The sequence below is a fragment of the Sinorhizobium medicae genome (genome assembly GCF_007827695.1).
GTDB classification, from domain to species: Bacteria; Pseudomonadota; Alphaproteobacteria; order Rhizobiales; family Rhizobiaceae; genus Sinorhizobium; species Sinorhizobium medicae.
Window position 1 is genome coordinate 1 of record NZ_VITA01000011.1, and the last position, 24,102, is coordinate 24,102.

A 24,102-nucleotide genomic window follows, 5' to 3' on the forward strand; every position below is an offset into this window, starting at 1 on the left:
GCCGAATCATAGCCGCGATATTCCAGACGCTTCAAGGCTTCGACCAGCCGCTCCGAAACCGGCTGATGTCCAACGATACCAACAATCCCGCACATATCCCTCTCCGCGTCTCTTCACGCCTTAAATGCGTGTCGACTAAAATGCAGCGACCCTTGAGCGTCTGAACAGGACGCGCGGCGCGAAAGGTCACCCGTTGAAATCCTTGGTAGCGAAAATGCGCCGCTAGGCAATCCGTTTTGATTTCACTTTCAATGTCAGTATTTAACGCGCGTCTACTCCGCGGCCTTGGCGATCTTTCGTGCCAGCTTTTCAGCCTTGTAGCGTTCGCGCAAGATCGGTGCCCTGCCCGGCTTCACCTCCTGGCGTGCACGGCCAAAAGCAACGGCGTCCGCCGGTACGTCTTCCGTAATCACGCTTCCGGATGCGATGAGTGCCCCGTCGCCGATCGAGACCGGAGCGACCAGCGCCGAATTGGAACCGATAAAGGCGTTCGCGCCAATGCGCGTGACGTGCTTGTTCACGCCATCATAGTTGCAGGTGATTGTTCCGGCCCCGATATTCGTGCCGGCGCCGACAAAGGCGTCACCGATATAGGTAAGATGGCTGACCTTGGCCCCGGCCCCGATCTCTGCCTTCTTCACCTCGCAGAAATTGCCGACTTTCGAGTTCGCTCCGAGGTCGGCACCTGTGCGCAGGCGTGCAAAGGGCCCGACCGCTGCCCCGGCGCGGACGTGTGCGCCCTCGAGATGGGAGAAGGCGTGGATGATCGCGCCGCTTTCCACGCGCACGCCAGGTCCGAAGACGACGTTCGGTTCCACGAGAACGTCCTGCGCAAGCGCCGTATCCCAGGAAAGGAACACGGTCTCGGGTGCGACCATCGAGACGCCGGCCAGCATCAGTTCGTGACGCCGACGCTGTTGCCAGAGGCGCTCGATATAAGCAAGTTCGGCGCGGGTGTTGCAGCCGGTAAGTTCCTCTTCGGGCGCTTCGACGGCGATCGCTCGGCCGCCGAGGGACCGGACGATCTCGACGAGATCGGTGAGGTAGTACTCGCCCTTGGCATTGGTATTGCCGACGCGATCCAGCAGATCGAGAGCCTTGCGGCCGTCGATTGCCATGAGTCCGCCATTGCAATAGGTGATACGGCGTTCCTCCTCGGAGGCGTCCCTGTGTTCGCGAATGGCGACGAGTGCATCACCTTCAACGATGAGGCGCCCGTATCCGGTTGGATCCGCGGCCTGAAAGCCGATCACGACGACGTCGTTTCCGGCGGCAAGACCGTCACGCGCCGCCTCGAGGGGCGCGGCGGTGATCAGTGGCGTGTCCCCGAAAACGACCAGGATGTCATCATAGCCTTTCGCGATTGCCTCGCGCGCGGCAAGCACTGCGTGAGCGGTCCCCAGCCGTTCCTTCTGGAGAAGGGCGGTGACCGCGACGTCGCCTGTATTCGCGGCGGCGGCCACCGCTTCCGCGTCGCGTCCGACGACCAGCGCCACATCGGAGATCGATGCACTCGCCAGGGCATCCACGACGTGGCTGATCATTGCCCGCCCCGCGACGGGGTGCAGCACCTTCGACATGGCGGATTTCATCCGCGTGCTCTCGCCAGCTGCCAGGATGATCGCCAGGCAAGTCCGTTCCATACTCTGATCTCCTTGGTACTCTCCGGACAGCATCCGGAGCAGAATCGCAGGCCGTAGCCGCGCCGTTTTTCAGGCGTTCCTATCAGCAACATATTGCGAGAACCATAACTCGCACAATCACGTAGCATTAATTCCGTTCAAACCGGATGATACACGGGACTTTGCCGTCAACCCGGCGGCCGCAGCCGGCTTTCCGTCAGAAGGCCGCTTTCCTCGAGGATGGGATAGGCGACGGATGCGATATGCGCGTTGATGCGCTTCAGGTCACGCAGCATGTCGAGGTGCAGCGAACTGGTCTGAAGACTTTCGAGAAGACCGCCGCGCAACCGCTCCAGATGCCGCTCGGCCGAGCGCTTCTCCATATGACGCACGTTTACCTTTACCTCGATGAGATGGCGCGCAAGGTCGGCATTGCGCGTGACGAATATGGTCTGGGCGATGCGCAGATTATCGATGGTGAGATCGAAAAGGCCCTTCAGCTCCTGATAGCCTTCCTCGGAGAATCGCAGCCCCCCCCTCACCTTTTTGGCGATCTGCTCGCAAAGGCCTTTTTCGATGATGTCGCCCATGTGCTCCAGGTTGATGGCATAGTCGATGATCACGATCGAACGGCGGCCATCCTCTTCATTGAGACCATCGCGCCCCAGCCGCGAAAGGAAGATTTTCACTTCCTGCTGCAACAGGTCGACCTGCCGTTCGTATTTCTCAATGTCGCCGAGATCGTTGACGTCATTCCTGCTGAATGCCTCGGAGGCACGCATCAGCATGACCTCGATCAGATCGCCCACTCTCAGGACCTCTCGCGTCGCGCCGGAAAGGGCCATCACCGGCGTATCGAGCGTCGCTTCGTCGAGAAAGTGCGGCCCGGACTCCCCCGCTTCGTCGTCCGGGACGAACCGATTCATGGTGCGGGCGAGCAAGCCGGCGAATGGCCAGGCGACGATGGCCAAAAGGAGATTGAAAAGCAGGTGAATGTCGACGGGCAGGTTCTGTCGCGGCAGCGGCAGACTCTGCAGAAAATCGGCACTGACGCTAACGGCCGGAAGGGCGACCAGGCAGCCGATTCCGCGCACCACGAGATTGCCGAGCGTGACTCGTCGAGCGGCAGGCGCCGAACCGAGCGTGGTGATAACCGGCGGGATCGCCCCCCCGAGATTGGCCCCGAGCACCAGAGCGACGGTCAGTCCGGGTGAAAGCACCCCGGCAGAGGAAAGCGACAGCACCAGCATTACGACGGCAAGACTGGAGGATGACGCAAATGCGAGACCGGCCGATATGATCATCGCCACGGGCAACGCGCTATCGAGCATGCCGAGAAACGCTGCCAGAGCCTGGGACTGGCGCATCGGCTCGGTCGCGGCGCCGAGCAACTCGAGCGAAAGAAGCATCACGCCAATGCCCACAAGCGCGTAGCCCGCGCCCTGGCGGGCGCTCGACCGGCTCAGCCGGTGTGTCGCAACGCCCGCGAGGATGAGCAGCGGCGATAGCCAGCCGATGCCGAGGGCGACGATCCACGCTGTCATCGCCGTGCCGACATTGGCGCCGAGCAACACGATCTGCGCCATCTGCGAGCGGATCAGCCCCTTCTCCACGAAAGAGGCCGTCATGAGGGCCGTCGCCGTCGAACTCTGCAGGCCGAGGGTTGCGACGAGCCCCGTCGCAAAAGCCCGTAAGGGACCGTCCGTGCCGCGCGCAAGGCCTGATCGAAGCCGCGCTCCGAACGCACGCGTGACCCCTTCCTTGACGAGCGACAGGCCGAACAGCAACAGCGCGACTGCGCCGAAGAGATTGACCATCACGATGGTGGACTGCATGAATGACTTCCCGTAATGGCCCGCGGGTTGAAATTCCCACAGGATATGGAAGACACGATTCCCATCAGTTTGCCACAGGACGGCGCGCTTCCAACGCTTAATTTGCAGCCCATTTTAGATTGCCGGCTAACAAATTCCGACATTGCTTTCGTCATTGACGCCTTTGCTGGCTTTGTTATTGAAAGCTGGATGGTCCTTGTCATGCGACGCAGTCACGGGTGAACAGTGCGAACGCAAAGCTGCCAGCGGCAATTAGCACCGAACCGCCCTTCAATTCCTCTCTGGTTTGTTCTAAGGAACGAATTCATTCGGCGTCACGCCAGCGTATCCCAACGAGGTTTTCTGCCCACATGCTCGACTCCCTGAGAAACGCCGCCCAGACCCGGGTCGTCAAAGCCCTGCTGGCCCTTCTCATCCTCTCATTTATGGTGTGGGGTGGTCAGACGTTGATGGTGCCAAACACGCCCAATGCGGTGGTTACCGTCGGCGACATCAAGGTGTCGCCGAGCGACTTCCGGCTGGCCTACGAGCGGCAGGTGGCTTTGCTTTCGAGACAGCTCGGTACGCCGCTGACGCGTCAGCAGGCGCAAGCCTTCGGGGTTGAAAACCAGGTCTATGCCCAACTGGTGGCAGGCGCGGCACTCGACCAGCTCGCCACCGACATGAATCTCGGCCTGTCCGAGGACAGGCTGGCGCGGCTGATCGGCGAAGACCCGGCCTTCCACGGCGTCAACGGCCAATTCGATCGGCTGACATTCTCCAGCGTTCTGCGCAATGCGGGGCTGACGGAGCAGGACTACATTAACAACCGCAGCCAGGTTGCGGTTCGCTCGCAGATCGTCGATGCGCTCACGGACGGCTACACGGCGCCGAAGGTGTTGGTGGAGGCCGTCGACAAGTATCGCCACGAGACGCGCACGGTCGACTATCTCCTGCTCTCCAACGCAAATATCGACGCGGTCAAGACGCCGGGGGATGATGTACTCGCTCCGTGGTTCGAAAGCCGCAAGGCGAATTACCGAGCTCCCGAATACCGCAAGTTCAGCTACATCAAACTCGAGCCGGAGGACCTCGCCGCGTCCGATTCCGTGACGGAGGAAGAGCTCCGCGCCGATTACGACAAGCGCAAGGAAAGCTTCCGCACGCCGGCAACGAGAACGGTCGAACAGCTCGCCTTCCCGTCGCGAGAGGCAGCCGACGCCGCGGCCGCAAAGCTTTCCGCCGGAACGTCCTTCGACGATCTGGTCAAGGCCGAAGGCAAGACGTCGGCGGACGTTCTGCTCGGCGACTTCACCAAGGAGCGCATGCCTGACGCAAAGATTGCCGATGCAGCCTTTGCCGTTGCTCAGGACGGCGGCACCACGCCCGTGGTCGACGGCCCATTCGGCCCGGTCATCCTGCGCGTGACCAATATTCGGTCGGAAGCCGTTCGAAGCTATGATGAAGTGAAGGAAGAACTGCGCAAGGAGATCGCTCTCGACGCGGCGCGCGATCAGCTCGTCGGTCTTCACGACAAGATCGAAGACGAACGTGCCGGCGGCGTGACCGTCAAGGAGATTGCCGAACAGCTGAAGCTCAAGCTTGTCACTGTCGTTGCGGTAGACGCTTCCGGCAAGGATCAGAACGGCGATGATGTGAAGGACCTGCCGGAACCGCGGGCTCTTCTCCAGGAAGTCTTCAAGGCCGACGTGGGCACAGATACGCTCTCGGTCAATATCGGGCGCGACGGCTCCGTCTGGTTCGATGTCGAGGAGATCATCCCGGGCCGCGACCGGACTCTCGACGAGGTGCGCGACGAAGTGGCGGCCGACTGGACCGCGGAGCAGCAGCGTGCGGCGCTTGCGGCAAAGGCGAAGGAACTCAAGGAGCGCGTGGAAAAGGGCGCCAAGCTCGCCGATATCGCGAGCGAACTTGGCCTCGTGGTCGAGACCAAGACCGGGCTGACCCGCTCGACGAACGATGCGACGCTCAGTCCTGCTGCGGTGATCGCGGCCTTCGGAGGCGCGAACGGCCACGTTGCCAATGCTCCGGGGATTGGCGGCGACGGCCAGGTGCTCATGCAGGTCACGGCAGTCGAGGAGAAAGCGCCTGCCGACGCCCTCGACAATGACAGCCGTCAGATCGAAGCGATTGCGCGGGCGAGCGGCGACGACATCCTGGATCAGATGGTCTCGACACTGCAAACCGCCTATGGCGTCTCGATCAACCAGACGCTTGCCGAAACGGCGCTGGCGCAACGGTGACGACGGAGAAGTGAATTCATGAGTGATTTGAAACCGTTCGTCGCCAAAGTCGCAGCGCGCGAGGCACTTAGCCGCGACGATGCACGCGCGGCCTTCGAGATCATCATGTCCGGGGCGGCCACGCCGTCGCAGATCGGCGGCTTTCTCATGGCGCTCCGTGTACGCGGCGAAACGGTCGACGAGATCGTGGGTGCCGTCGGGGCGATGCGTGCACGCATGTTGCACGTGAAGGCGCCGGACGGTTCGATCGACATTGTCGGCACCGGCGGCGACGGCGCCGGCACCTACAATATTTCGACGTTGGCCGCGCTGATCGTTGCAGGCGCGGGGGTGCCGGTCGCCAAGCACGGCAACCGTGCGCTGAGCTCGAAATCAGGAACGGCCGATGCGCTCTCCTGCCTGGGCGTCAATCTCGAAATAGGGCCCGAGGCAATCTCGCGCTGCATCGGCGAAGCCGGTCTGGGCTTCATGTTCGCGCAGCAGCACCATTCGGCTATGCGCCATGTCGGTCCGACGCGGGTGGAACTCGGAACGAGAACGATCTTCAACCTGCTCGGCCCCCTCGCCAATCCGGCCGGCGTTCGGCAACAGCTCGTCGGCGTCTACGCGCCGCAATGGGTCGATCCGCTGGCAGAGGTGCTCCGCGATCTCGGCTCCGAGAGTGTCTGGGTCGTCCATGGCGAAGGGCTCGACGAGATCACGACGACCGGAGTGACCAAGGTTGCGGCGCTCAAGGACGGCACGATCACCAACTTCGAACTGACACCGGCCGATTTCGGGCTCGAGCGCGTTACGCTCGATGCCTTGAAGGGCGGTGACGGCGCCCATAACGCCGCCGCGCTGCAAGCTGTTCTCGACGGTGCGGAGAATGCCTACCGGGACATTTCCCTTGCGAACGCCGCCGCTTCGTTGATGATAGCGGGGCGCGCAAAGGACCTGATGGAGGGCATGGACTTGGCCCGGAAATCGCTTTCGAGCGGCGCCGCAAAGGTCGCCTTGCAGCGATTGATCACCGTTTCGAACGCGGCATGAGGAAAAGACATGACGGACATCCTGCGTCGGATCGAAGCCTATAAGCGCGGCGAGATCGCGGCCGCGAAAGTACGTCTTCCGCTGGCCGAATTGAAGGCGCGGATTGCCGAACAGTCGCCGCCGCGCGGATTCCGTGCTGCACTCGGGGCGCACCGGGAAAAAGGCGACTTCGGCTTGATCGCCGAAATCAAGAAGGCGAGCCCGTCGAAAGGATTGATCCGGCCGGATTTCGATCCTCCGGAACTGGCGAAGGCCTATGCCGCTGGCGGCGCTGCCTGTTTGTCCGTCCTTACCGACGCGCCGAGCTTCCAGGGTGCACCGGAGTTCCTGACGAAGGCACGCGAGGCCTGCCCGCTCCCGGCGCTGCGCAAGGACTTCATGTTCGACACCTATCAGGTTTTCGAAGCGCGGGCCTGGGGTGCCGATTGCATTCTGCTGATCATGGCGTCGCTTGCCGACGATGATGCTCGCCGGCTGGAAGAAGCTGCATTCGCACTCGGCATGGACGTCCTTGTCGAAGTACACGACGCGGAGGAAATGGATAGAGCACTTCGCTTGTCATCTCCGCTCGTCGGTATCAATAACCGTAATCTCAGGACGTTCGAGGTTGACCTTGCCGTCTCCGAAAGGCTCGCGACGATGGTCTCCTCCGACCATCTCCTGGTCGGCGAGAGCGGCGTTTTCACTCACGAAGACTGCCGACGCCTTGAGAAGAGCGGGATTACCACCTTCCTGGTCGGTGAAAGCCTGATGAGGAAGGACGACGTCGAGGCGGCAACGCGTGCGCTGCTGACCGGCTCCGCAAACATTCTGGCGGCAGAGTGATGAGCGGGCCTGCCCTCACCCATATCGACAGCGCCGGCGAAGCGAGCATGGTCGATGTCGGCGACAAGACCGAGACGGTCCGCGTCGCCGTCGCGGAGGGCTTCGTCAGGATGAAGCCGGAGACGTTGGCACTGATTCGCGAAGGAAATGCCAAGAAGGGCGACGTTATCGCAACCGCCCGGCTCGCGGGAATAATGGCCGCCAAGCAGACATCGAGCCTCATTCCGCTCTGCCATCCATTGATGCTGACGAAAGTGTCGGTCGAGATTGCCCCGGATGACGCGCTCCCCGGTTTGCGGGTAGAAGCGATGGCGAAGCTGACCGGCCGAACGGGTGTCGAAATGGAAGCACTGACTGCCGTCAGCGTCGCCTGCCTTACGATCTACGACATGGCCAAGGCCGCGGACCGGGACATGGAAATCGGCGGGGTGCGGCTGGTCAGTAAATCGGGCGGGCGTTCCGGCGACTATCGTCGCGAGGGAGACATGCGCTGATGTCGCTTCTTTCGGTCGAGGAGGCGCTGAAGAGAATTTTGGCAAAAGCGCGACCGCCGCAACGGGTGGAACGCGTGGCGCTCCATGATTGCCTCGGGCGGGTACTCGCCGAAGATGTCGCAGCCCGTCTAACCCACCCTCCCTTCGACAATTCCGCCATGGACGGCTATGCCGTTCGCTACGAGGATATTGCCGCAATCGGAACGGAGCTCACCGTCATCGGGCAATCCGCCGCCGGAAGCGGTTTTCGCGGTCAAATCAGATCCGGCGAGGCTGTGCGGATCTTTACCGGAGCACCTGTGCCTGCAGGGGCTGACACCGTAATCATTCAAGAAGATACGGAAAACCTGCCGGAGGGACGCATTCGCACGCTGTTTGCGCCGTCCAAAGGCCGGCACATCCGCCTGGCGGGCCAGGACTTTCTCGCGGATGACATAGCACTCACGGCCGGAACCGCGCTCGATGCCGGCCGGTTGACGCTTGCTGCCGGGATGAACCATCCGGAGTTGCCGGTTCTTGCACGACCCAGAATCGCAATCCTCGCCACAGGCGACGAATTGCTGCCGCCGGGGAGCGCTCCCGGGGTTGACCAGATCATCGCCTCCAACAGTTTCGGGGTGGCCGCGATCGCCCGGGAGAACGGCGCCGAAGTTCTTGATCTTGGCATTGTCGGTGATGAGCCCGCGGCAATCGCCGCGGCCGTCTCCAAAGCGCACGCGGCTGAAGCGGATGTGCTTGTCACCCTCGGTGGTGCCTCGGTCGGCGATCACGATCTCGTCCAATCGACGCTGCTCGGCTGCGGCATGACGCTCGATTTCTGGCGTATTGCAATGCGCCCGGGAAAGCCGCTGATGGTCGGCGATCTCGACGGTATGACGGTTCTGGGTTTGCCCGGAAATCCCGTTTCCAGCCTTGTTTGCGCCTTGCTCTTCCTCGAACCATTGACGCGAAAGCTTGCTTATCTTCCGGCCCGTTCACGACTGTCCCAGGCACGACTTGCCACCCCGCTGCCGGCCAATGACCGGCGCCAGGACTATATACGTGCCCGCCTGACCCGGGAGGCCGACGGATCGTTCCTGGCCCACCCGTTCCCGCGCCAGGATTCGTCGATGGTCAGCGTTTTCGCCCAGTCCGATGGCCTGATCGTAAGGCCGCCTGGTGCCCCCGAGGCCAAGATCGGAGAGGCATGCAGTGTTTTCAAGTTGAGGGATTCAGTCTGACCTAAAGCTGCGACCGGGAGGGCGTGCGCACCCGCGCCGCTTGCCGGAACAATGAGGCCGATGCGAGCCATAGCGCGACAAACAACGCATTGACCCCAAGGATTTCCAGCGGCGGACTTTCCGGGTATCCCATCCCTGCACTCACCGCTACCGCGGCGACCAGCCCTTGAGCAAGGGACGTCGCGAACAAGGCGCGTGCCATTCCGTTCGGCCGCAGGCGCGCAATGAAGACTCCGATAATGCCCACCGCCGGCACGCAGACGTAAAGGAGGTTGGCGGGCCCATCCTCGGTCCCGATGATCCCGAGTGCGAAATTCATCCAGATCAGGAAGAACGCTGTCGCGAGCGCAACGCCGACGGCAGCGCGGTAGGCGCCGTTGGCCGATATCCTCGTTGCCAACTCGTAGATGCCGCCTGAGCCGGCCAGCATGGCACCTAGAATCGCGAAATCCGCCTCGTCCCACGCTACTTCCCCGGTGACTTGCATTGCAAGCCAGGGTAACAGCATCAGCGCCGCAGCAGCACCCCACGCCGCTCTCCTCCAGGGCCTCCCGCGTCCGCCATCTTCCGCATTCGCTGCCATCTGCCTCACCTCGCGCATTCGTCCGCGTTGCGCGCCGACTTGCCCGGTGGTGTCAGGAAAGTGCCTCACCGGCTCGGCTGACCAGGATTTTGTCGATACGGCGGCCGTCCATATCGATCACCTCGAATCGATAGCCGTGAGCCTCGGCCGTGTCGCCCTCTTCCGGCGACTTGCGCAATTGCTGCACCAGAAAGCCCGCGATGGTTTCGAAATCGCTGTCGGCGTCAATGCCCTCGATGCCGATCTGAAGGTGGATCTCATCGATTGGCGTACGTCCGTCTACGAGATAGCTGCCGTCGTCGCGCAGGTGAATGAGGGCATGTTCGGAATCGTCATAGTTTGATGGAATGATGCCCACGATCGCCTCGAGGATATCGGCGGTGGTGATGATCCCCTCTGTGCTCCCATATTCGTCGACGATCATGGCCATATTGATGCTGGACGTCTTGAAGGCTTCGAGCGCCTTTAAGCAGGAGGCCGTCTCCGGCAGTGTGAGAATGTCACGGACATAATCGCGGATATTGAATTTTCCGGTTTGCGAAACATTCAATATCTCCTTTGCAAGGACTGCCCCGATCACATCGCCCGCAGGCCCGTCGACCACCGGATAGCGCGAGTGGCCGGACTGCCGGATCTTGTGTCCGATCGTCTCCAGATCGTCCTGGATGTCGATGAAGCTCACCTCGGTGCGATGCGTCATAATCGTTTTTACATTGCGGTCGCCAAGGCGAATGATCCGCCGCAGCATCTCGTGTTCGCTCTTTTCGATGGCGCCGCTTTCGACGCCTTCCGCCATGATCGCCTGAACTTCCTCTTCGGTCACGTGATCCGCGTCCTCGGGCCTCATTCCCATGATACGCATCGAAAGGTTGGCCGCGCCTTCGAACAGATAGACTACCGGGGCGACGATACGCGAAAGCAGCGCCATCGGACGGGCGACGAACATCGCCAGCGCTTCCGAGTTTCGAAGCGCCAACTGCTTCGGTATGAGCTCGCCGATGACCACCGACAGAAACGTGATCAGGGTGACGACGAGGGCGACCGCGACCGTATCGCCGTAAGGGCTGATCCAGGCGATGTCGTTCAGGAACGGCGCGATGTTGGCGGCGATTGTCGCGCCTCCATAGGCGCCAGCCAGGATACCGACCAGGGTGATCCCGACCTGCACCGTCGACAGGAATTTGCCTGGATCTTCCGCAAGCCTGAGTGCGGCTTCTGCGCGCGGGATTCCCTGCTTGACCATCTGACGAAGGAGCGGTTTGCTTGCCGACACGAGTGCCATTTCCGACAACGCAAAAAAGGCGTTGATCAAAAGCAGAAGCAAAATGACGAAAAGTTCGGCCATGGTCTCCGGTTCACCGTTTCCAATTGGGCTGCGCTGAAGACTGCCCTTGTTCCAGATAGGCTAGGCCGCGGGCGCGGGCAAGGTCGGCAGCAGGATTTCACGAAGCCTGGAGGTCAGGCTTTCGCCACGCTTCCGCTGAGCGCCTGACGGATACGTGCGCGCCCCACCTTGATCACGTGCTCCATTGCAAGGCGCGCGGTCGCCTCGTCCCGTTTGCCGACCGCCTCGACGATACGGATGTGGTTCCGTGCCACCTCGTCGATGCCGCCTTTCTCGGCGGTGGGTGAACTGAGCTTGAAGACGCCGACAAGGGCGGCCTCGATCAGGCCGCCGACCGTGCGCAGGAAGGGATTTCCAGAGGCTTCAATAACGGAAAGATGGAATTTGAGGTCTGCGGTGGCGAGACTCTCCGGCGTGTGATCTGCGTCCCCCATGGCGACCGCAAGACGCATCATCCCCGCGATCTCCGCGTCCGATGCATTTCTCGCCGCCAGAGCCGCAGCATGCGTCTCGAAGGCGAGCCGCACTTCGCTCAGATGGTAGAGAAAATCTTCGTCGACGCCACATGCGAAATGCCATGTGAGGATGTCGCTATCGAAGAGGTTCCATTCCTTGCGGGGGGTGACGCGTGTGCCGATTCGAGCACGCGGGACGATCATGCCCTTGGCTGCAAGCGTCTTCATGGCTTCGCGCAACACTGTGCGCGAAACCCGAAAGCGCATCGCCAGATCGGGGTCTCCGGGCAGGATGCTGCCGACCGGGAATTCGCCTGAAACAATCGCCTTGCCGAGTTGATCCACGACCTGTGCATGGCTCGTCCGTTTCGGCGTGCCGGATATCACGGTCTCAAGCAGGCTCTTGTTCAATCCATTCCTCCTCGGGAACTGTCCTCCCTGCTCGAGCGCTTCCGTCGCCGCGCCGGCGGCAGATCGATTCACATCAGATCGAATCGAACCACACTAGATCGAATAGACGATTCCTGAAAGCCTGCTGAGAAATGCAGGAAAAACTGCGGATCGAACAAGGTGACACCCCACAGGGAATGCACAGACCCCGCGTCAAGCGCGGGGTCTGCAAATCGTCAAGGTTCTATTCGGCCAACTTGTTCAGACTGGCCCTTTTATTGCGGCAGCTTGTCGTCGACGCCTTCGACATAGAAGTTCATGCCGAGCAGCGTTGCGTCGTCGGCGGTCTCGCCCTCTTTCAGCCAAGGGCTGCCATCCTGCTTGTTGAGTGGACCGGTGAACGGCTTCAACTCGCCGGATTTGATTTTCGCCTCTGTTTCTTCCGCCATTGCTTTCACGTCATCAGGCATGTTGGTGTAAGGCGCCATTGTCAAAATACCGTCCTTCAGGCCATCCCAGCTCGAAGACGTCGACCAGGTTCCATCGAGGAACGCCTTGGTGCGCTTCACGTAATAGGCGCCCCAGGTGTCGACGATGGCGGTCAATTGCGTCTGCGGTCCGGCCGCGATCATATCGGATGCCTGGCCGAAGGCCTTGATACCGCGCTCTGCCGCGACCTGCATCGGCGCCGTCGTGTCGGTGTGCTGGGTGATGATATCGACGCCCTGGTCGATGAGGGCCTTGGCGGCATCCGCTTCCTTGCCCGGGTCGAACCACGTGTTCGCCCACACGACCTTGATCTTGAAATCGGGGTTGACCGCCCGGGCGCCGATGACGAAGGCGTTGATGCCCATCACTACCTCGGGGATAGGAAAGGAGGCGATATAGCCGGCAACGCCCTTTTCGGACATTTTCGCGGCGATCTGACCCTGGATGTAACGGCCTTCGTAGAAGCGGCTGTTATAGGTGGCAACGTTCGGCGCGGTCTTGTAGCCGGTCGCGTGCTCGAACTTCACATCCGGGAATTTCGCCGCGATCTTGATCGTTGCATCCATGAATCCGAAGGACGTGGTGAAGATCAGGCCGCAGCCTGAACGCGCCAGCCGCTCGATCGCGCGTTCAGCGTCCGGGCCTTCCGGCACGTTTTCCAGGAACTGCGTTTCGATTTTGTCGCCGAGTTCCTTTTCCAGCTCCTGACGGCCGATGTCGTGCGCCTGGGTCCAGCCGCCGTCCGTCTTCGAGCCGACGTAGATGAAGCAGATTTTTGCCTTCTCCTGAGCGCTTGCAGCCGGCGCGATACCGAGCACGGCTACCGTGGTTGCGAGGGCGACGAGTAGTTTTTTCATTTTGACCTCTGTCGGTTTGAGAAATGTCCGTCTGTCTTGTTCACCGGTCCGGCACGAACGGCTTGCCGAGCGATGCCGGCGTATTGATCAGGGTCATGCGCCGGTTATGCGAGATAAGAATGAGTACGACGATCGTTGCGATGTACGGAAGCGCGGTCAGGAACTGTGACGGGATGCCGATTCCGAAGGCCTGAGCGTGCAGCTGACTGATCGAGACGGCCCCGAACAGATATCCTCCGGCGACGACTCGCCAGGGTCGCCACGATGCAAAGACCACCAGTGCCAACGCGATCCAGCCGCGGCCGGCCGACATGTTCTCCACCCATTGGGGCGTGTAGACGAGCGACAACTGCGCTCCGGCAAGTCCGGCGCAGGCGCCGCCGAACAGAACGGCAAGGTAGCGGGTGCGAATGACGTTCACGCCGAGAGCGTGGGCCGAGGAGTGGCTGTCGCCCACCGCCCGCAACTTCAATCCCGCACGGCTTTTGAACAGAAACAGGTGAACGCCAACCAAAATCGCGACCGAAGCATAGAATATGGCGTCCTGCCGAAACAAAAGCGGCCCGACGACAGGTATCTTCGACAGGAGCGGAATCGCGATCGGCTGCAGCTTGATCCCCTGCATGCCGAGAAAACTCTCGCCGAGCATCCCGGAGACGCCGAGCCCCAGAAGCGTGAGTGCCAGGCCGGTCGCAACCTGATTGGCAACCAGTGTCAGCGTCAGGAAGCCGAACAGCAGCGAAAACACCGCGCCGGCAGCAATACCGGCAAGGATTCCGGCATAGGGCGAGCCAATGAGCTGCGTCGCGGCGAAGGCGCAGACAGCTCCCATGATCATCATGCCCTCAACGCCGAGATTAAGCACGCCGGACCGTTCGGCGACGAGCTCGCCCAAAGCGGCGAGGACGAGCGGCGTCGCAGCGGTGATGACGCTGAAGAGGATTGCTTCGACTATGCCCATCAGTGCGCCTCTTCAGTCTTGACCGCTGCGAAGCGGTCCCACACCAGCCGGACGCGATAGTGAATGAGCGCGTCGCACGAGAGCACGAAGAACAGCAGCAGTCCCTGGAAGACGCGCGTTACCTTGTCGGATACGCCGATCGAAAGCTGCGCCGCCTCTCCGCCAAGATAGGTCAAGGCAAGGACAAGACCGGCAGCGGCGATCCCCAGCGGATTGAGGCGGCCGAGGAATGCGACGATGATGGCGGTGAAGCCGTAGCCGGGCGAGATCACCGGACGGAGCTGCTGCATCGCCCCGCTCACTTCCGAAATGCCGGCCAGCCCCGCCAGCGCACCGGAAAACAGCATAGAGAACCAGATCATCTTGCGCGAGGAAAAGCCCGCAAAGCGCCCTGCCCGCTCGGATTGACCGAGCACGGTGATTTCGAAGCCCTTCAACGTATAGCGCATCATGAACCACACCAGCACCGCTGCGACGATGGCGAAGGCGAACCCCCAATGCATGCGCCCCGAGGCGAGCATTTCGGGAAGGACTGCATCAGCACCGAACGTCCGCGTTTCCGGAAAGTTCATGCCTTGCGGATTGCGCCAGGGGCCTCGAACGAGCCAGTCGAGAAAGAGCTGAGCCACATAGACCAGCATCAGGCTTGTCAGGATCTCGTTGGTATTCATATGCGCCTTCAGAAAGGCCGGTATGGCCGCAAAAAGCGCTCCCCCTATCATGCCGAGTAGCATCATCAGCGGCAGTAACAGCGGCGACTGCCAATCGTAGAAAAGAACCGGAAGGGCCGAGCCGGCAATGGCGCCCATGATGAACTGACCCTCAGCGCCGATGTTCCAGTTGTTGGAACGGAAGCACACGGAGAGCCCGACGCCGATCAGGATCAGCGGCGCCGCCTTGATCGCCAGCTCGTGCAGCGACCAGACTTCGCTCAGCGGCTCGACGAAAAAGCTGTAAAGCGCTGTGACCGGATTCTTGCCCAGCAATGCGAACATCACGCCGCCGAAGAGGATGGTCAGTGCAAGGGCAATGAACGGCGACAGGATCGAGAACAGCGCCGAGGCCTTCGCTCGCTTTTCGAGTTCAATGCGCATGCGCTGCTCCCGCGCTTTCGGTCTTCCCGGACATGCCGCCCATCAGCAGCCCGATCTTTTCGCGCGAAAGTTCACGCGCCGGATAGGGATCGGAAAGACGTCCTTCGTTGATCACCGCGATTTCCGTCGCCACTTCGAATATCTCGTCGAGGTCCTGGCTGATCACCAGCACGGCGGAGCCGGCTTTTGCGAGATCGACGAGCGCCTGGCGGATACGGCTCGCTGCTCCGGCGTCGACGCCCCAGGTCGGCTGGTTGACGACGAGCACCGCCGGTTGCCGGTCCAGCTCCCTTCCGACGATGAATTTCTGCAGGTTTCCGCCCGAAAGTGAACCGGCCGGCGGGTCGTCGCCGCTCTTGCGCACGTCCATCGCCTCGGAAATGCGCCTCGTTGCCGCCTTGACCGCCCCATGACGGATGATCTTCAAGGCACCTCCGCCGAGGAACGCCTGCCGGTCGGATTGACTGCGCGCCAGGACGAGATTGTCGGAGAGAGACAACCCCGATATGGCGGCATGCCCATGGCGCTCTTCCGGTACGAAACCGGCCCCCATCAGCCGGCGCGCATTGATGTTCCTCGTGCCGACCGGCCGCTGGCGTATCTGGACGGCGTCGTCGTCAGCCACCGGATACTCGCCTGAAAGGGCGTCGAAGAGTTCGCTCTGCCCGTTGCCGGCCACTCCGGCGATGGCCAGCACCTCGCCCGCCCTGACCCTCAGACAGATGTCCTTGAGTGATACGGCAAAGGGCGTGCGCGCCGCGACCGAGAGATGTCGCGCCTCCAATTGCACGTCGCCTCTGGTGCTCGTCCCCTCTGGAGTCACGACGGTTACATCACTGCCGACCATCATCCGTGCGAGAGATGCGGGAGTCTCGGCGCGTGGGTCGCAGGCGCCGGTGACCTTGCCGTGTCTCAGCACCGTTGCGCGGTCGCAGATGCGCTGCACTTCCTCGAGACGATGGCTGATATAGAGGACGGAACGCCCCTCGGATCTCAGTTTCAGGAGCGTCTCGAAAAGCCGGTCGGCTTCCTGCGGCGTCAACACGGAAGTCGGTTCGTCGAGAATGATGAGCTGCGGGTTCTGCAGGAGAGCCCGGACGATTTCGATCCGTTGCCGTTCGCCGACGGAGAGATCGGCGACATGCGCCTTCGGATCGAGCGGCAGCCCGTAAATCTGCGATAACCGTGCTGCCTCCTCGGCAACGCGGGCGAGCGAAACGCTCCCATTCATCGAGAGAGCGATATTCTCCGCAACGGTCAGCGCCTCGAACAATGAAAAATGCTGAAAGACCATGCCGATCCCGAGGCAGCGGGCATCGCTCGGGCTGGTGATGCGGACATTCCGCCCCCGCCATCGGATCTCACCGGACGTGGGCGCGAGCACGCCGAAGAGCATCTTGACCAATGTCGATTTTCCCGCGCCGTTCTCGCCGAGCAGCGCGTGGATTTCTCCGGGTTCGATCTGCAGGTCTATTGCATTGCAGGCCGCGAACGAGCCGAACAATTTCGTAAGCTGGCGAACGGCCAGCAACGGGCCGCTCGCGGTTTGTCCCTTTACAGGCACGCTGCCCTCTTTCCCCTCTTCGATTTCCCCGGCCTTTGCTGCATGCAGCACTGGAACCATTACAGCGACCTACGCGCGTCTGACGCGCGGCGCTGCAAGGTTTCGGTCAGGGAATCAGCAATGTCGTTCCACTTGTTTTTCTTGTTTCGAGATCCGTATGCGCCCGACCGGCTTCGGCAAGCGGATAGGTCTGATTGATATTGATACGCACTTTGTTGCTTTGCACAACATCAAACAGGGAATTTGCACATGCCTCCAGGGCGGGCCGGGTCGCGACATAGGTGAAAAGCGTCGGGCGGGTCGCATAGAGCGCTCCCTTCTGCGCCAGGATGCCGATGTTGAAGGCATCCACCGGGCCGGAAGAGTTGCCGAAACTGGCCCAGAGACCGCGCGGCTTCAGACAGTCGAGCGAGGCAGGGTAAGTGTCACGACCCACCGAATCGTAGACGACGTCGACGCCGCGTCCTCCGGTCAGCTCCTTCACGCGCGTAACGAAATCGTCGGTGCGGTAGTTGATGACATGGTCGTAGCCATGGGCAAGCGCCAGGTCGATCTTCTCCTGTGATCCGGCCGTTCCGATCACCGTCGCCCCGAGTGCCTTTGCCCATTGCCCCGCAATGAGCCCGACGCCGCCGGCCGCAGCGTGAAAGAGCAAGGTCGTGTCCGGGCCGACTTTGAAGGTCTGGTTCAGAAGGTATTGCGCGGTCATGCCCTTGAGCATCATCGCAGCCGCCGTCTCCAGGCTGATCCCATCGGGCACTTTCAGTAGTTGCGACGCGTCAACGTTCCGTTCGCTCGCATAGGCCCCATCTGCCGACGCATAGGCGACGCGGTCGCCGACCGAAAACATGGTGACCCCGTCGCCGACGGCGGTGACTATGCCGGCGCCTTCCTTGCCGGGGATGAAGGGGAGCCCGGTCGCCGACTTGTAGAGACCAGTGCGGAAATAGACATCGATGAAATTGAGGCCGATCGCGACTTGCCGGATCTGCACTTCGCCAGGTCCGGGTGCCGCAAGAGTCACGCCCTCCATTTTCAGAACGTCCGGTCCGCCGAGTTCGCGAACGACGATTGCCTGTGTCATGACAAACTCCTTATTACGCGCAGCCTTTCGCGCTTCAAGCACGCCCGAGCTTCGGGAAGAGCTGCAGTATGAAACCGATGACGTAGAGATAAAGCCCCGTCGCAACGACGCCTACGACCACCCAGGCGGGGGTCTCGAAGTGCAGAAGCAGAGCATACATGCCGAGCGCCGACCAGATGAGGAAGATGCCGAGATTGAGCGGCCTCAGTCTTTCTACACGCACTGGATGAAGGAAGTTGATCGGCAGGAACGTCAATATCACGGACAGGAAAACGACAACCGATGCAGTCACTTCACTCGCCTGGATGACGAAAAGGGTGAAGACGACCATATTCCAGACGACCGGAAATCCGGAAAAGAAATACTCGTCCGTCTTCATCCCCATGTCCGCATAGTAGATTGCGCTTGATACCACGATCGCGCCGGCTGCCACGAAGGACCACGGTTCGCCGATCATCCCGCTCTGGTAAAGTGCGAAGGCCGGCAGCAGCACATAGGTCACGTAGTCGATAACATTGTCGAGCGTATCGCCGGACCAGTTGGGCAAAACTTCCTTGACCTGGACCTTGCGGGCAATCGGACCGTCAATGCCGTCCACAAGCAGAGCCAGGCCGAGCCACCAGAACATGTCGACGAAACGGTGCTCCGCCGCAGCGACAACGCCGAGAAAGGCCAGGAACGATCCGGAGGCTGTAAGGATGTGCACGGAAAAGGCGCGGATCTCGGCGTAAGGAACGCGTCTGTAATTGAAAAACTTCATCTGCGAAGCCGCCCTGTCCCTTGTCCCGTCTCGCGCCGCCAGTCAGCCGTTGTTTCAGCACAGGCGCCGCTTTGGCGGTAATATGCACCGTTTGCCGAGCATCGCCAGCAAAAACAAACCGTTCGCCGCTTTCGGGCTGCATTGACCTGTGGACATGCGGCAAGCGCCGGTGCGCCGATTCTGCCCATTTATTTCAATGGGCTAAGCGGCTAGAACGAATATTGCGATAGGATACGGGGACGGTCACGCAAGCGGATCGGCGGCTGTATTCCTTGCTGTGGCAGACACAGAAATGAGGAACGCGGAAGAAGCCTCGCCATTACTGCAACCGGAAGGCTGCCATGATAGTTAAGTCATGGACGTCGAGACGAAACTGCGGGTAGCCGCATCGGAGGTCCTGTCGACATGGATCACTATGACATTGCAATTATCGGCGCGGGACTTGCCGGTTCGCTGACGGCGATCGCCCTGGCCCGCAAGGGCCACCGGGTAGCGCTCGTCGGTCCGAAACCTGCGATAGCCGACGGACGAACCACCGCGCTCATGGACCAGTCGATCGGATATCTGAAGACGCTCGGCCTTTGGGACGAGACCGAGCCATTGACGGCGCCGCTTGTCGCCATCCGCATCCTCGACGGGACCAGGCGGCTCTTTCGGGCGCCCCCCGTCAACTTCCGCGCCTCGGAAGTGGGACTTGAGGCATTCGGCTATAACATACCGAATTCGCCGTTCCTGGATATCCTGGAAAAGCATGAAATGGCGCTTTCGACGCTCGAGCGTACGACCGCCGCGGCAGCGAGATTCGATCTCGGCGGTGCGGAGGTTCTAATCGGCCTTGGCGATGGCCGCACGATCTCGGCCGATCTGGTAATCGGAGCCGATGGGCGACGCTCGACCGTGCGGGAAGCCGCGGGGATCGATGTGAAAACCTGGTCCTATCCGCAGGCCGCTATCGTGCTGAATTTCGGCCACGAACTGCCGCACCAGGACGTTTCGACCGAATTTCATACAGAAAGCGGTCCCTTCACTCAGGTCCCCCTTCCCGGAAATCGCTCAAGTCTTGTCTGGGTTCAAAAGCCCCATGATGCAGAGGAGACGCTGAAGCTCGCGCCGGACGCGCTTTCGCGCACCATAGAGGATCGCATGCAATCGATTCTCGGCAAGATCACCACCGAAGGAACGCCTCAGTCGTTTCCGCTTTCCGGGCTTGCTGCCCGTCGTTTTGGCAAGGGGCGCATCCTCCTCGTCGGCGAAGCGGCCCATGCCTTTCCTCCGATCGGGGCACAAGGCCTGAATCTCAGCCTCCGAGACATCATGACCCTCGTCGATCTCATCGGCCGGCCGGCCGGAAGCCGCCTTCCGGCAGACACGGGCGACCGCTTCGACGGTCGCCGCCGCGCCGACATCGTCAGCAGGACGGCAAGCGTCGACCTGCTGAACCGTTCTCTTCTTTCGAATTTCCTGCCCGTGCAGGCCTTGCGTGCGGCGGGTCTGCATCTTCTCGCCTCTGCGGGCCCGCTGCGTGGCCTTTTGATGCGTGAGGGGATTCACCCGGGCAGCGCCCTGCAAGCGTTCAAGGAGGGCTTACGGGAACAGATCGGCCGGAAGAGCGCCTGAGCGTATGAGAAAAAGCAGGCCGGTTACCGTCGCGACCGAAAGCAGCGTCGTTATGAGAATTGTTGCCGATGCTCGTTCCTGCCAGACGCCGTATTGGTGGCCGATCACGAAGACATTGGTCGCGGTCGGCAGGGAGGCGAGCAGTACGGCCGTCTGGACCCAGATGGGATCGTAGGCACCGCCGAGGCTGAGCGCCAGATACATTAAAACCGGATGAAGCACGAGCTTGGCCGGGACGATGTAGCCGATCTCGGCTGGAATGCGTTTGAGAGGGCGCAAGGCAAGCGTGACTCCCATCGCAAACAGTGCGCAAGGCGCTGCCGCTTGCGCCAGATAGTCGATCAGCCGCTGGAGCGGCAATGGCGGCTCAAAGGATAGAAAAGCCGCAGCGACGCCGGCGAAGGTCGATAGAATGAAGGGATGAAACGCAATGCGGCGCGCAATGCCGAGCGCGAGAGCTGCGGGCTTCCGTCTGCTGCCGCCCGCCGCAGCCATCATCGCAGGAGCGACGGTGAAATGTGCCGCGTTCTCGAAGCAGAAGATCAAAGCCACCGGAACGGCCGCGGTTTCGCCGAGGGCCAGCAGCGCCAGGCCCGGGCCCATATAGCCGATATTGCCATAGGCGCCGGCGAAACCCTGCATCGTCGCTTCGGCAACGGTATTGCGACGCAGGAACAGACTTATCGCGAAGAGCAGCGCAAAGACGACATAGGTCGTGCCTACGCTGGTCAGAATGAAATCGGCGCGGGTGAGCTCTTCGACCGGCGTGCGCGAGACCAGCTTGAAGAATAGCGCCGGCAGCGCCAGATAGACGATGAACGTATTCAGCCACCCCATCGCCTCGCCCGGATGATCCACGAGACGCGCGGTCAGGTAACCGAGGAAGATGAGGCCGAAGAACGGCAGTACCAGACCCGTAATTTCCGCCATCGCCGTCCCCGCCGTTGCTCCGGGCGTGCTTAGCCGATTTGCGACAGAATTGGGAAGGTCTGTTGGAACCAGATTGCAACGGCGCTCACGAAACCGAAGAGGAAAGCAAAGCCAGTTGCGACGAGCAGACCCCCCATCAGCTTTTCGATGACCCCCAGATGCCGGCGGAAACGCGAAAGAAAACGCATGAAGGCGCCGGAAAATCCCGCAGCGATCCAGAACGGCACCGCAAGGCCGAGCGAATAGATCGCCAGGAGAGCAGCGCCGTCGGCAACCGTATCGCGGGCGGCGGCAACGCCCAGTATCGTCCCGAGCACAGGCCCGATACAGGGTGTCCATCCGAAGGCGAAGGCAAGCCCCATGACATAGGCCCCCGAGAGGGTCGCCGGCTTACCTCCCTGAAAACGTGCTTCGCGTGCAAGCAGTCCAATTCGGAATAGGCCAAGGAAATGCAGGCCCATCACGATGATGATAATCCCGCCTATGCGCGAGAGAAGATCGAGATGCTGCCTGAGCAAGAGACCGATCGAAGACGCTCCGGCACCGAGGGCGACGAAGACCGTCGCAAAGCCGAGCGTGAACAAAAGCGCCGCCGGCAGCACTGCCCTGCGCGTGCTCGCGGCTGCCACGGCCTCGCCGCTCCGGAACTCTTCAACGGAAACGCCGGCCATGTAGCACAGGTAAGGTGGGACCAGAGGCAGGACGCAAGGAGAGAGAAAAGACAGAGCGCCTGCTAGCACGGCGGTCCAGATGGAAATATCTGCGATCGACAATGGTTCAGAACTCCTGCACTCGGCTGGCGCCTTCTTACCCGGATGCGCCGGCTGAAACCAATCACCTTTTGGCGATCATTTTGCCGCACCGGACCACAGCTATGCCGAGGACCGGACCATGCAGCTCATTGGAATCGGGCAGGTCGGATTTGCGCGATCCGACCAAAAATCATCGTGATCGAGTGCAATTTTTGGGTTGACCGGCGCAAAGCGTGCGTGCATATGTCCGGCCACTTCCGCCGGGCCTCAGTTCCGGCATGGGAGCGCGTAGCTCAGCCGGTAGAGCAACTGACTTTTAATCAGTAGGTCCAGGGTTCGAATCCCTGCGCGCTCACCATATAATGGCAAATCATATCAACAGGTTGCGAACATTCCTTGCCATGCGATCCAGGCTGGAATTGCGATACTCACTGCAGATTTCCGCCCTTTCGGCCCATGACACATGAAAATCGGATGGCGGTCACCGCGGCGCAGCCGATGTGAATCCGATGCCATTTCGAAGGCCGCTCCGCCAGTTGGCAACGAGTCAGATCCGCCGCGTCGGAGGCACGATGTTCTATTATTGCTGGTTGTATTGGTACAACTTTTCTATTAATGGCGCGCGCGCCGAGGCAGGTTGTGTCATGGCTGGGATATATGACTACGCGCATTATCAGGTCGCTTCGGAAGAGGTTCCGGCGTGCATTTAAGCCGCGGACGGTTTCTATATTCGGGGTCAAACTTATCGCGGCAGACGAACGTGTTCCCCCGTATCTGCAAGACCTGATGTATCGCGAGGTCTACGAAGACACAGAGCGAAACATCCTTCTAAAGATACTGAAGCCAAGCGCAAGGGTTCTGGAAATAGGGACCGGCGTCGGCTTTATTGCCGCTCTCGCTGCCGCAATTTGCGGTCAGGATAACGTCTCGACATATGAGGCAAACAGCAGCCTTGCCAGCCTCATACGCGACAACTTCCGCCTGAATCAACTAGAGCCACATCTCGTCCTAAAGGCCGTTACTTCAGACGGCCGGACGGTTTCGTTCCATCAGGCCGAAAATGTCATCTCCTCAAGCATTTTCGACCGGAAGATTGTTGGACACACGATTGAAGTGGAGAGCGTGAAGTTTTCCCATATCCTCGATCGTCATCGGCCTGACGTTCTGATCATGGATGTCGAGGGTGCCGAGGACGAGCTCCTCCGCATCCCCGGCTTTGGCAGCGTCCAACATATTCCCGTAGAACTCCAGCCGCACACGGATAAGGTGGATGAGCTGAAGCGCATAGTTGAACTCCGCGGCTTCCGGCAGCGGTTCAGCGACCATCTCTCAGCTAGGCGCATCAAAACTATCAATGCCTTGCGTGCTGCCCCTCCTCTTGCCATGGATGCCGGATTGAAGATACTGGCGCCAGACGCAGTTTTCGCCACGATGGCGCAAGCGTGCCAAGGGGTCCGCGATCAGCTGAGACGTCATGAGAATCTTCATCCTCGCTGGAATTCTGATCGGAGCCTTGCTCGTGTTCTTGCTCGTATCGGGCATTGCAGACATCCCATGCCAGGCAGGCAGCTGGGATCCCGGCAAGTACACCTGCACTCATACGGGAGTCACGTCGTGACAACGAGAGCGCTCGCCCGTTTCACCCGTGCATGATATGAAGCTGCATGACCGACACCGAACAGCAGTATGAGTTTTCAGAATTCTCCGGCCAATTCGTCGACGACGGAGTCGTGGTGGTGATCGGCATCTACCGCCCGGCCGGCACCAACGCGGATTGGACCCTCGAAGTGGTGGATCAGGAAGGGTATTCCACGATTTGGGACGATTCATTCGCTACCGACCGCGAAGCATTCGAAGAATTTCTTGCAACGATCCAGCGTGACGGTATCCGCAGCTTCCTGGAGCAATCCATCCATTCGGTACACTGATCGCCTGGCTGCGGCACCTTTC

Annotated in this window: 21 protein-coding genes and 1 tRNA gene; 9 read left to right on the top strand and 13 right to left on the bottom strand. The window is 61.0% G+C overall.

Going from position 1 to position 24,102, the window contains the following annotated elements; all coding sequences use genetic code 11:
- Positions 1-272: 272 nt before the first annotated feature.
- Positions 273-1,643, bottom strand: a complete 1,371-nt coding sequence (gene glmU, locus FB009_RS18795) for a bifunctional UDP-N-acetylglucosamine diphosphorylase/glucosamine-1-phosphate N-acetyltransferase GlmU (RefSeq protein ID WP_011975561.1) — start codon at positions 1,641-1,643, stop codon at positions 273-275.
- A 167-nt stretch (positions 1,644-1,810) separates the two neighbouring features.
- Positions 1,811-3,457 carry a Na/Pi cotransporter family protein gene (locus FB009_RS18800; RefSeq protein ID WP_011975562.1) on the bottom strand — a complete coding sequence of 549 codons (1,647 nt, stop codon included), beginning with the start codon at positions 3,455-3,457 and terminating at the stop codon, positions 1,811-1,813.
- Between the two features lie 350 nt (positions 3,458-3,807).
- Here FB009_RS18800 and FB009_RS18810 point away from each other — a divergent pair, with 350 nt between their 5' ends.
- Genes FB009_RS18810 through FB009_RS18830 form a run of 5 tightly spaced genes read left to right on the top strand, consistent with a single transcriptional unit; the run spans position 3,808 to position 9,271 of the window.
- On the top strand, positions 3,808-5,700 hold the full coding sequence (locus FB009_RS18810) for a peptidylprolyl isomerase (RefSeq protein WP_011975563.1): 1,893 nt from the start codon (positions 3,808-3,810) through the stop codon (positions 5,698-5,700).
- An 18-nt stretch (positions 5,701-5,718) separates the two neighbouring features.
- Complete coding sequence (gene trpD, locus FB009_RS18815; protein ID WP_011975564.1) at positions 5,719-6,732, top strand: anthranilate phosphoribosyltransferase; 1,014 nt, start codon at positions 5,719-5,721, stop codon at positions 6,730-6,732.
- 9 nt (positions 6,733-6,741) lie between these two features.
- Complete coding sequence (gene trpC, locus FB009_RS18820; protein ID WP_102045594.1) at positions 6,742-7,557, top strand: indole-3-glycerol phosphate synthase TrpC; 816 nt, start codon at positions 6,742-6,744, stop codon at positions 7,555-7,557.
- Positions 7,557-8,051, top strand: a complete 495-nt coding sequence (gene moaC, locus FB009_RS18825; RefSeq protein ID WP_011975566.1) for a cyclic pyranopterin monophosphate synthase MoaC — start codon at positions 7,557-7,559, stop codon at positions 8,049-8,051. Before trpC ends, moaC begins: the two co-directional genes overlap by 1 nt.
- Positions 8,051-9,271 (top strand): molybdopterin molybdotransferase MoeA, encoded by a 1,221-nt coding sequence (locus FB009_RS18830; protein WP_011975567.1) that lies wholly within the window; start codon positions 8,051-8,053, stop codon positions 9,269-9,271. Before moaC ends, FB009_RS18830 begins: the two co-directional genes overlap by 1 nt.
- 1 nt (position 9,272) lies before the next feature.
- On the opposite strand, the gene FB009_RS18835 is transcribed toward FB009_RS18830, so the two are convergent.
- From FB009_RS18835 to pcsA, 9 genes are all read right to left on the bottom strand, one after another.
- Positions 9,273-9,854 carry a hypothetical protein gene (locus FB009_RS18835; RefSeq protein WP_011975568.1) on the bottom strand — a complete coding sequence of 194 codons (582 nt, stop codon included), beginning with the start codon at positions 9,852-9,854 and terminating at the stop codon, positions 9,273-9,275.
- Positions 9,855-9,906: 52 nt separating this feature from the next.
- Positions 9,907-11,199, bottom strand: a complete 1,293-nt coding sequence (locus FB009_RS18840; protein WP_011975569.1) for a hemolysin family protein — start codon at positions 11,197-11,199, stop codon at positions 9,907-9,909.
- 113 nt (positions 11,200-11,312) lie between these two features.
- Positions 11,313-12,065, bottom strand: coding sequence for a FadR/GntR family transcriptional regulator (locus FB009_RS18845; protein ID WP_011975570.1), 753 nt, complete (start codon positions 12,063-12,065; stop codon positions 11,313-11,315).
- A gap of 254 nt (positions 12,066-12,319) precedes the next feature.
- Positions 12,320-13,390, bottom strand: coding sequence for a BMP family ABC transporter substrate-binding protein (locus FB009_RS18850; protein WP_011975571.1), 1,071 nt, complete (start codon positions 13,388-13,390; stop codon positions 12,320-12,322).
- Between the two features lie 40 nt (positions 13,391-13,430).
- Positions 13,431-14,351, bottom strand: coding sequence for an ABC transporter permease (locus FB009_RS18855; protein ID WP_011975572.1), 921 nt, complete (start codon positions 14,349-14,351; stop codon positions 13,431-13,433).
- A complete protein-coding gene (locus FB009_RS18860; RefSeq protein WP_011975573.1) occupies positions 14,351-15,445 on the bottom strand; it encodes an ABC transporter permease in 1,095 nt (364 codons plus the stop codon). Before FB009_RS18860 ends, FB009_RS18855 begins: the two co-directional genes overlap by 1 nt.
- Positions 15,435-17,009: an ABC transporter ATP-binding protein gene (locus FB009_RS18865; RefSeq protein WP_164830079.1), complete on the bottom strand. Its 1,575-nt coding sequence runs from the start codon at positions 17,007-17,009 to the stop codon at positions 15,435-15,437. Before FB009_RS18865 ends, FB009_RS18860 begins: the two co-directional genes overlap by 11 nt.
- Before the next feature lie 106 nt (positions 17,010-17,115).
- Positions 17,116-18,093 (bottom strand): quinone oxidoreductase family protein, encoded by a 978-nt coding sequence (locus tag FB009_RS18870; RefSeq protein WP_011975575.1) that lies wholly within the window; start codon positions 18,091-18,093, stop codon positions 17,116-17,118.
- A gap of 34 nt (positions 18,094-18,127) precedes the next feature.
- Positions 18,128-18,853 carry a phosphatidylcholine synthase gene (gene pcsA / locus FB009_RS18875; protein WP_011975576.1) on the bottom strand — a complete coding sequence of 242 codons (726 nt, stop codon included), beginning with the start codon at positions 18,851-18,853 and terminating at the stop codon, positions 18,128-18,130.
- A gap of 405 nt (positions 18,854-19,258) precedes the next feature.
- Here pcsA and FB009_RS18880 point away from each other — a divergent pair, with 405 nt between their 5' ends.
- Positions 19,259-20,470 carry a UbiH/UbiF family hydroxylase gene (locus FB009_RS18880; protein WP_011975577.1) on the top strand — a complete coding sequence of 404 codons (1,212 nt, stop codon included), beginning with the start codon at positions 19,259-19,261 and terminating at the stop codon, positions 20,468-20,470.
- Here the strand turns inward: FB009_RS18880 and FB009_RS18885 are convergent.
- Together FB009_RS18885 and FB009_RS18890 are read right to left on the bottom strand one after the other, a co-directional pair.
- Positions 20,438-21,400, bottom strand: coding sequence for an AEC family transporter (locus FB009_RS18885; RefSeq protein WP_145161879.1), 963 nt, complete (start codon positions 21,398-21,400; stop codon positions 20,438-20,440). The two genes, FB009_RS18880 and FB009_RS18885, sit on opposite strands and share 33 nt — an antisense overlap.
- 29 nt (positions 21,401-21,429) lie before the next feature.
- Positions 21,430-22,173 (bottom strand): cytochrome c biogenesis CcdA family protein, encoded by a 744-nt coding sequence (locus FB009_RS18890; protein ID WP_011975579.1) that lies wholly within the window; start codon positions 22,171-22,173, stop codon positions 21,430-21,432.
- A 261-nt stretch (positions 22,174-22,434) separates the two neighbouring features.
- Between FB009_RS18890 and FB009_RS18895 the strand changes: the two genes are divergently transcribed.
- From FB009_RS18895 to FB009_RS18905, 3 genes are all read left to right on the top strand, one after another.
- Positions 22,435-22,510, top strand: a tRNA-Lys gene (locus FB009_RS18895).
- 428 nt (positions 22,511-22,938) lie between these two features.
- Positions 22,939-23,805: an FkbM family methyltransferase gene (locus tag FB009_RS33200; protein ID WP_234888284.1), complete on the top strand. Its 867-nt coding sequence runs from the start codon at positions 22,939-22,941 to the stop codon at positions 23,803-23,805.
- An 11-nt stretch (positions 23,806-23,816) separates the two neighbouring features.
- On the top strand, positions 23,817-24,080 hold the full coding sequence (locus FB009_RS18905; protein ID WP_011975581.1) for a hypothetical protein: 264 nt from the start codon (positions 23,817-23,819) through the stop codon (positions 24,078-24,080).
- Positions 24,081-24,102 lie beyond the last annotated feature (22 nt).

What these genes read in the sequence shown, in the direction of transcription:
- glmU (WP_011975561.1), bottom strand. Translation starts at nt 1,643, where the DNA reads ATGGAACGGACTTGCCTGGCGATCATCCTGGCAGCTGGCGAGAGCACG.
- FB009_RS18800 (WP_011975562.1), bottom strand. Translation starts at nt 3,457, where the DNA reads ATGCAGTCCACCATCGTGATGGTCAATCTCTTCGGCGCAGTCGCGCTG.
- FB009_RS18810 (WP_011975563.1), top strand. Translation starts at nt 3,808, where the DNA reads ATGCTCGACTCCCTGAGAAACGCCGCCCAGACCCGGGTCGTCAAAGCC.
- trpD (WP_011975564.1), top strand. Translation starts at nt 5,719, where the DNA reads ATGAGTGATTTGAAACCGTTCGTCGCCAAAGTCGCAGCGCGCGAGGCA.
- trpC (WP_102045594.1), top strand. Translation starts at nt 6,742, where the DNA reads ATGACGGACATCCTGCGTCGGATCGAAGCCTATAAGCGCGGCGAGATC.
- moaC (WP_011975566.1), top strand. Translation starts at nt 7,557, where the DNA reads ATGAGCGGGCCTGCCCTCACCCATATCGACAGCGCCGGCGAAGCGAGC.
- FB009_RS18830 (WP_011975567.1), top strand. Translation starts at nt 8,051, where the DNA reads ATGTCGCTTCTTTCGGTCGAGGAGGCGCTGAAGAGAATTTTGGCAAAA.
- FB009_RS18835 (WP_011975568.1), bottom strand. Translation starts at nt 9,854, where the DNA reads ATGGCAGCGAATGCGGAAGATGGCGGACGCGGGAGGCCCTGGAGGAGA.
- FB009_RS18840 (WP_011975569.1), bottom strand. Translation starts at nt 11,199, where the DNA reads ATGGCCGAACTTTTCGTCATTTTGCTTCTGCTTTTGATCAACGCCTTT.
- FB009_RS18850 (WP_011975571.1), bottom strand. Translation starts at nt 13,390, where the DNA reads ATGAAAAAACTACTCGTCGCCCTCGCAACCACGGTAGCCGTGCTCGGT.
- FB009_RS18855 (WP_011975572.1), bottom strand. Translation starts at nt 14,351, where the DNA reads ATGGGCATAGTCGAAGCAATCCTCTTCAGCGTCATCACCGCTGCGACG.
- FB009_RS18860 (WP_011975573.1), bottom strand. Translation starts at nt 15,445, where the DNA reads ATGCGCATTGAACTCGAAAAGCGAGCGAAGGCCTCGGCGCTGTTCTCG.
- FB009_RS18870 (WP_011975575.1), bottom strand. Translation starts at nt 18,093, where the DNA reads ATGACACAGGCAATCGTCGTTCGCGAACTCGGCGGACCGGACGTTCTG.
- pcsA (WP_011975576.1), bottom strand. Translation starts at nt 18,853, where the DNA reads ATGAAGTTTTTCAATTACAGACGCGTTCCTTACGCCGAGATCCGCGCC.
- FB009_RS18880 (WP_011975577.1), top strand. Translation starts at nt 19,259, where the DNA reads ATGGATCACTATGACATTGCAATTATCGGCGCGGGACTTGCCGGTTCG.
- FB009_RS18885 (WP_145161879.1), bottom strand. Translation starts at nt 21,400, where the DNA reads ATGGCGGAAATTACGGGTCTGGTACTGCCGTTCTTCGGCCTCATCTTC.
- FB009_RS33200 (WP_234888284.1), top strand. Translation starts at nt 22,939, where the DNA reads ATGTATCGCGAGGTCTACGAAGACACAGAGCGAAACATCCTTCTAAAG.
- FB009_RS18905 (WP_011975581.1), top strand. Translation starts at nt 23,817, where the DNA reads ATGACCGACACCGAACAGCAGTATGAGTTTTCAGAATTCTCCGGCCAA.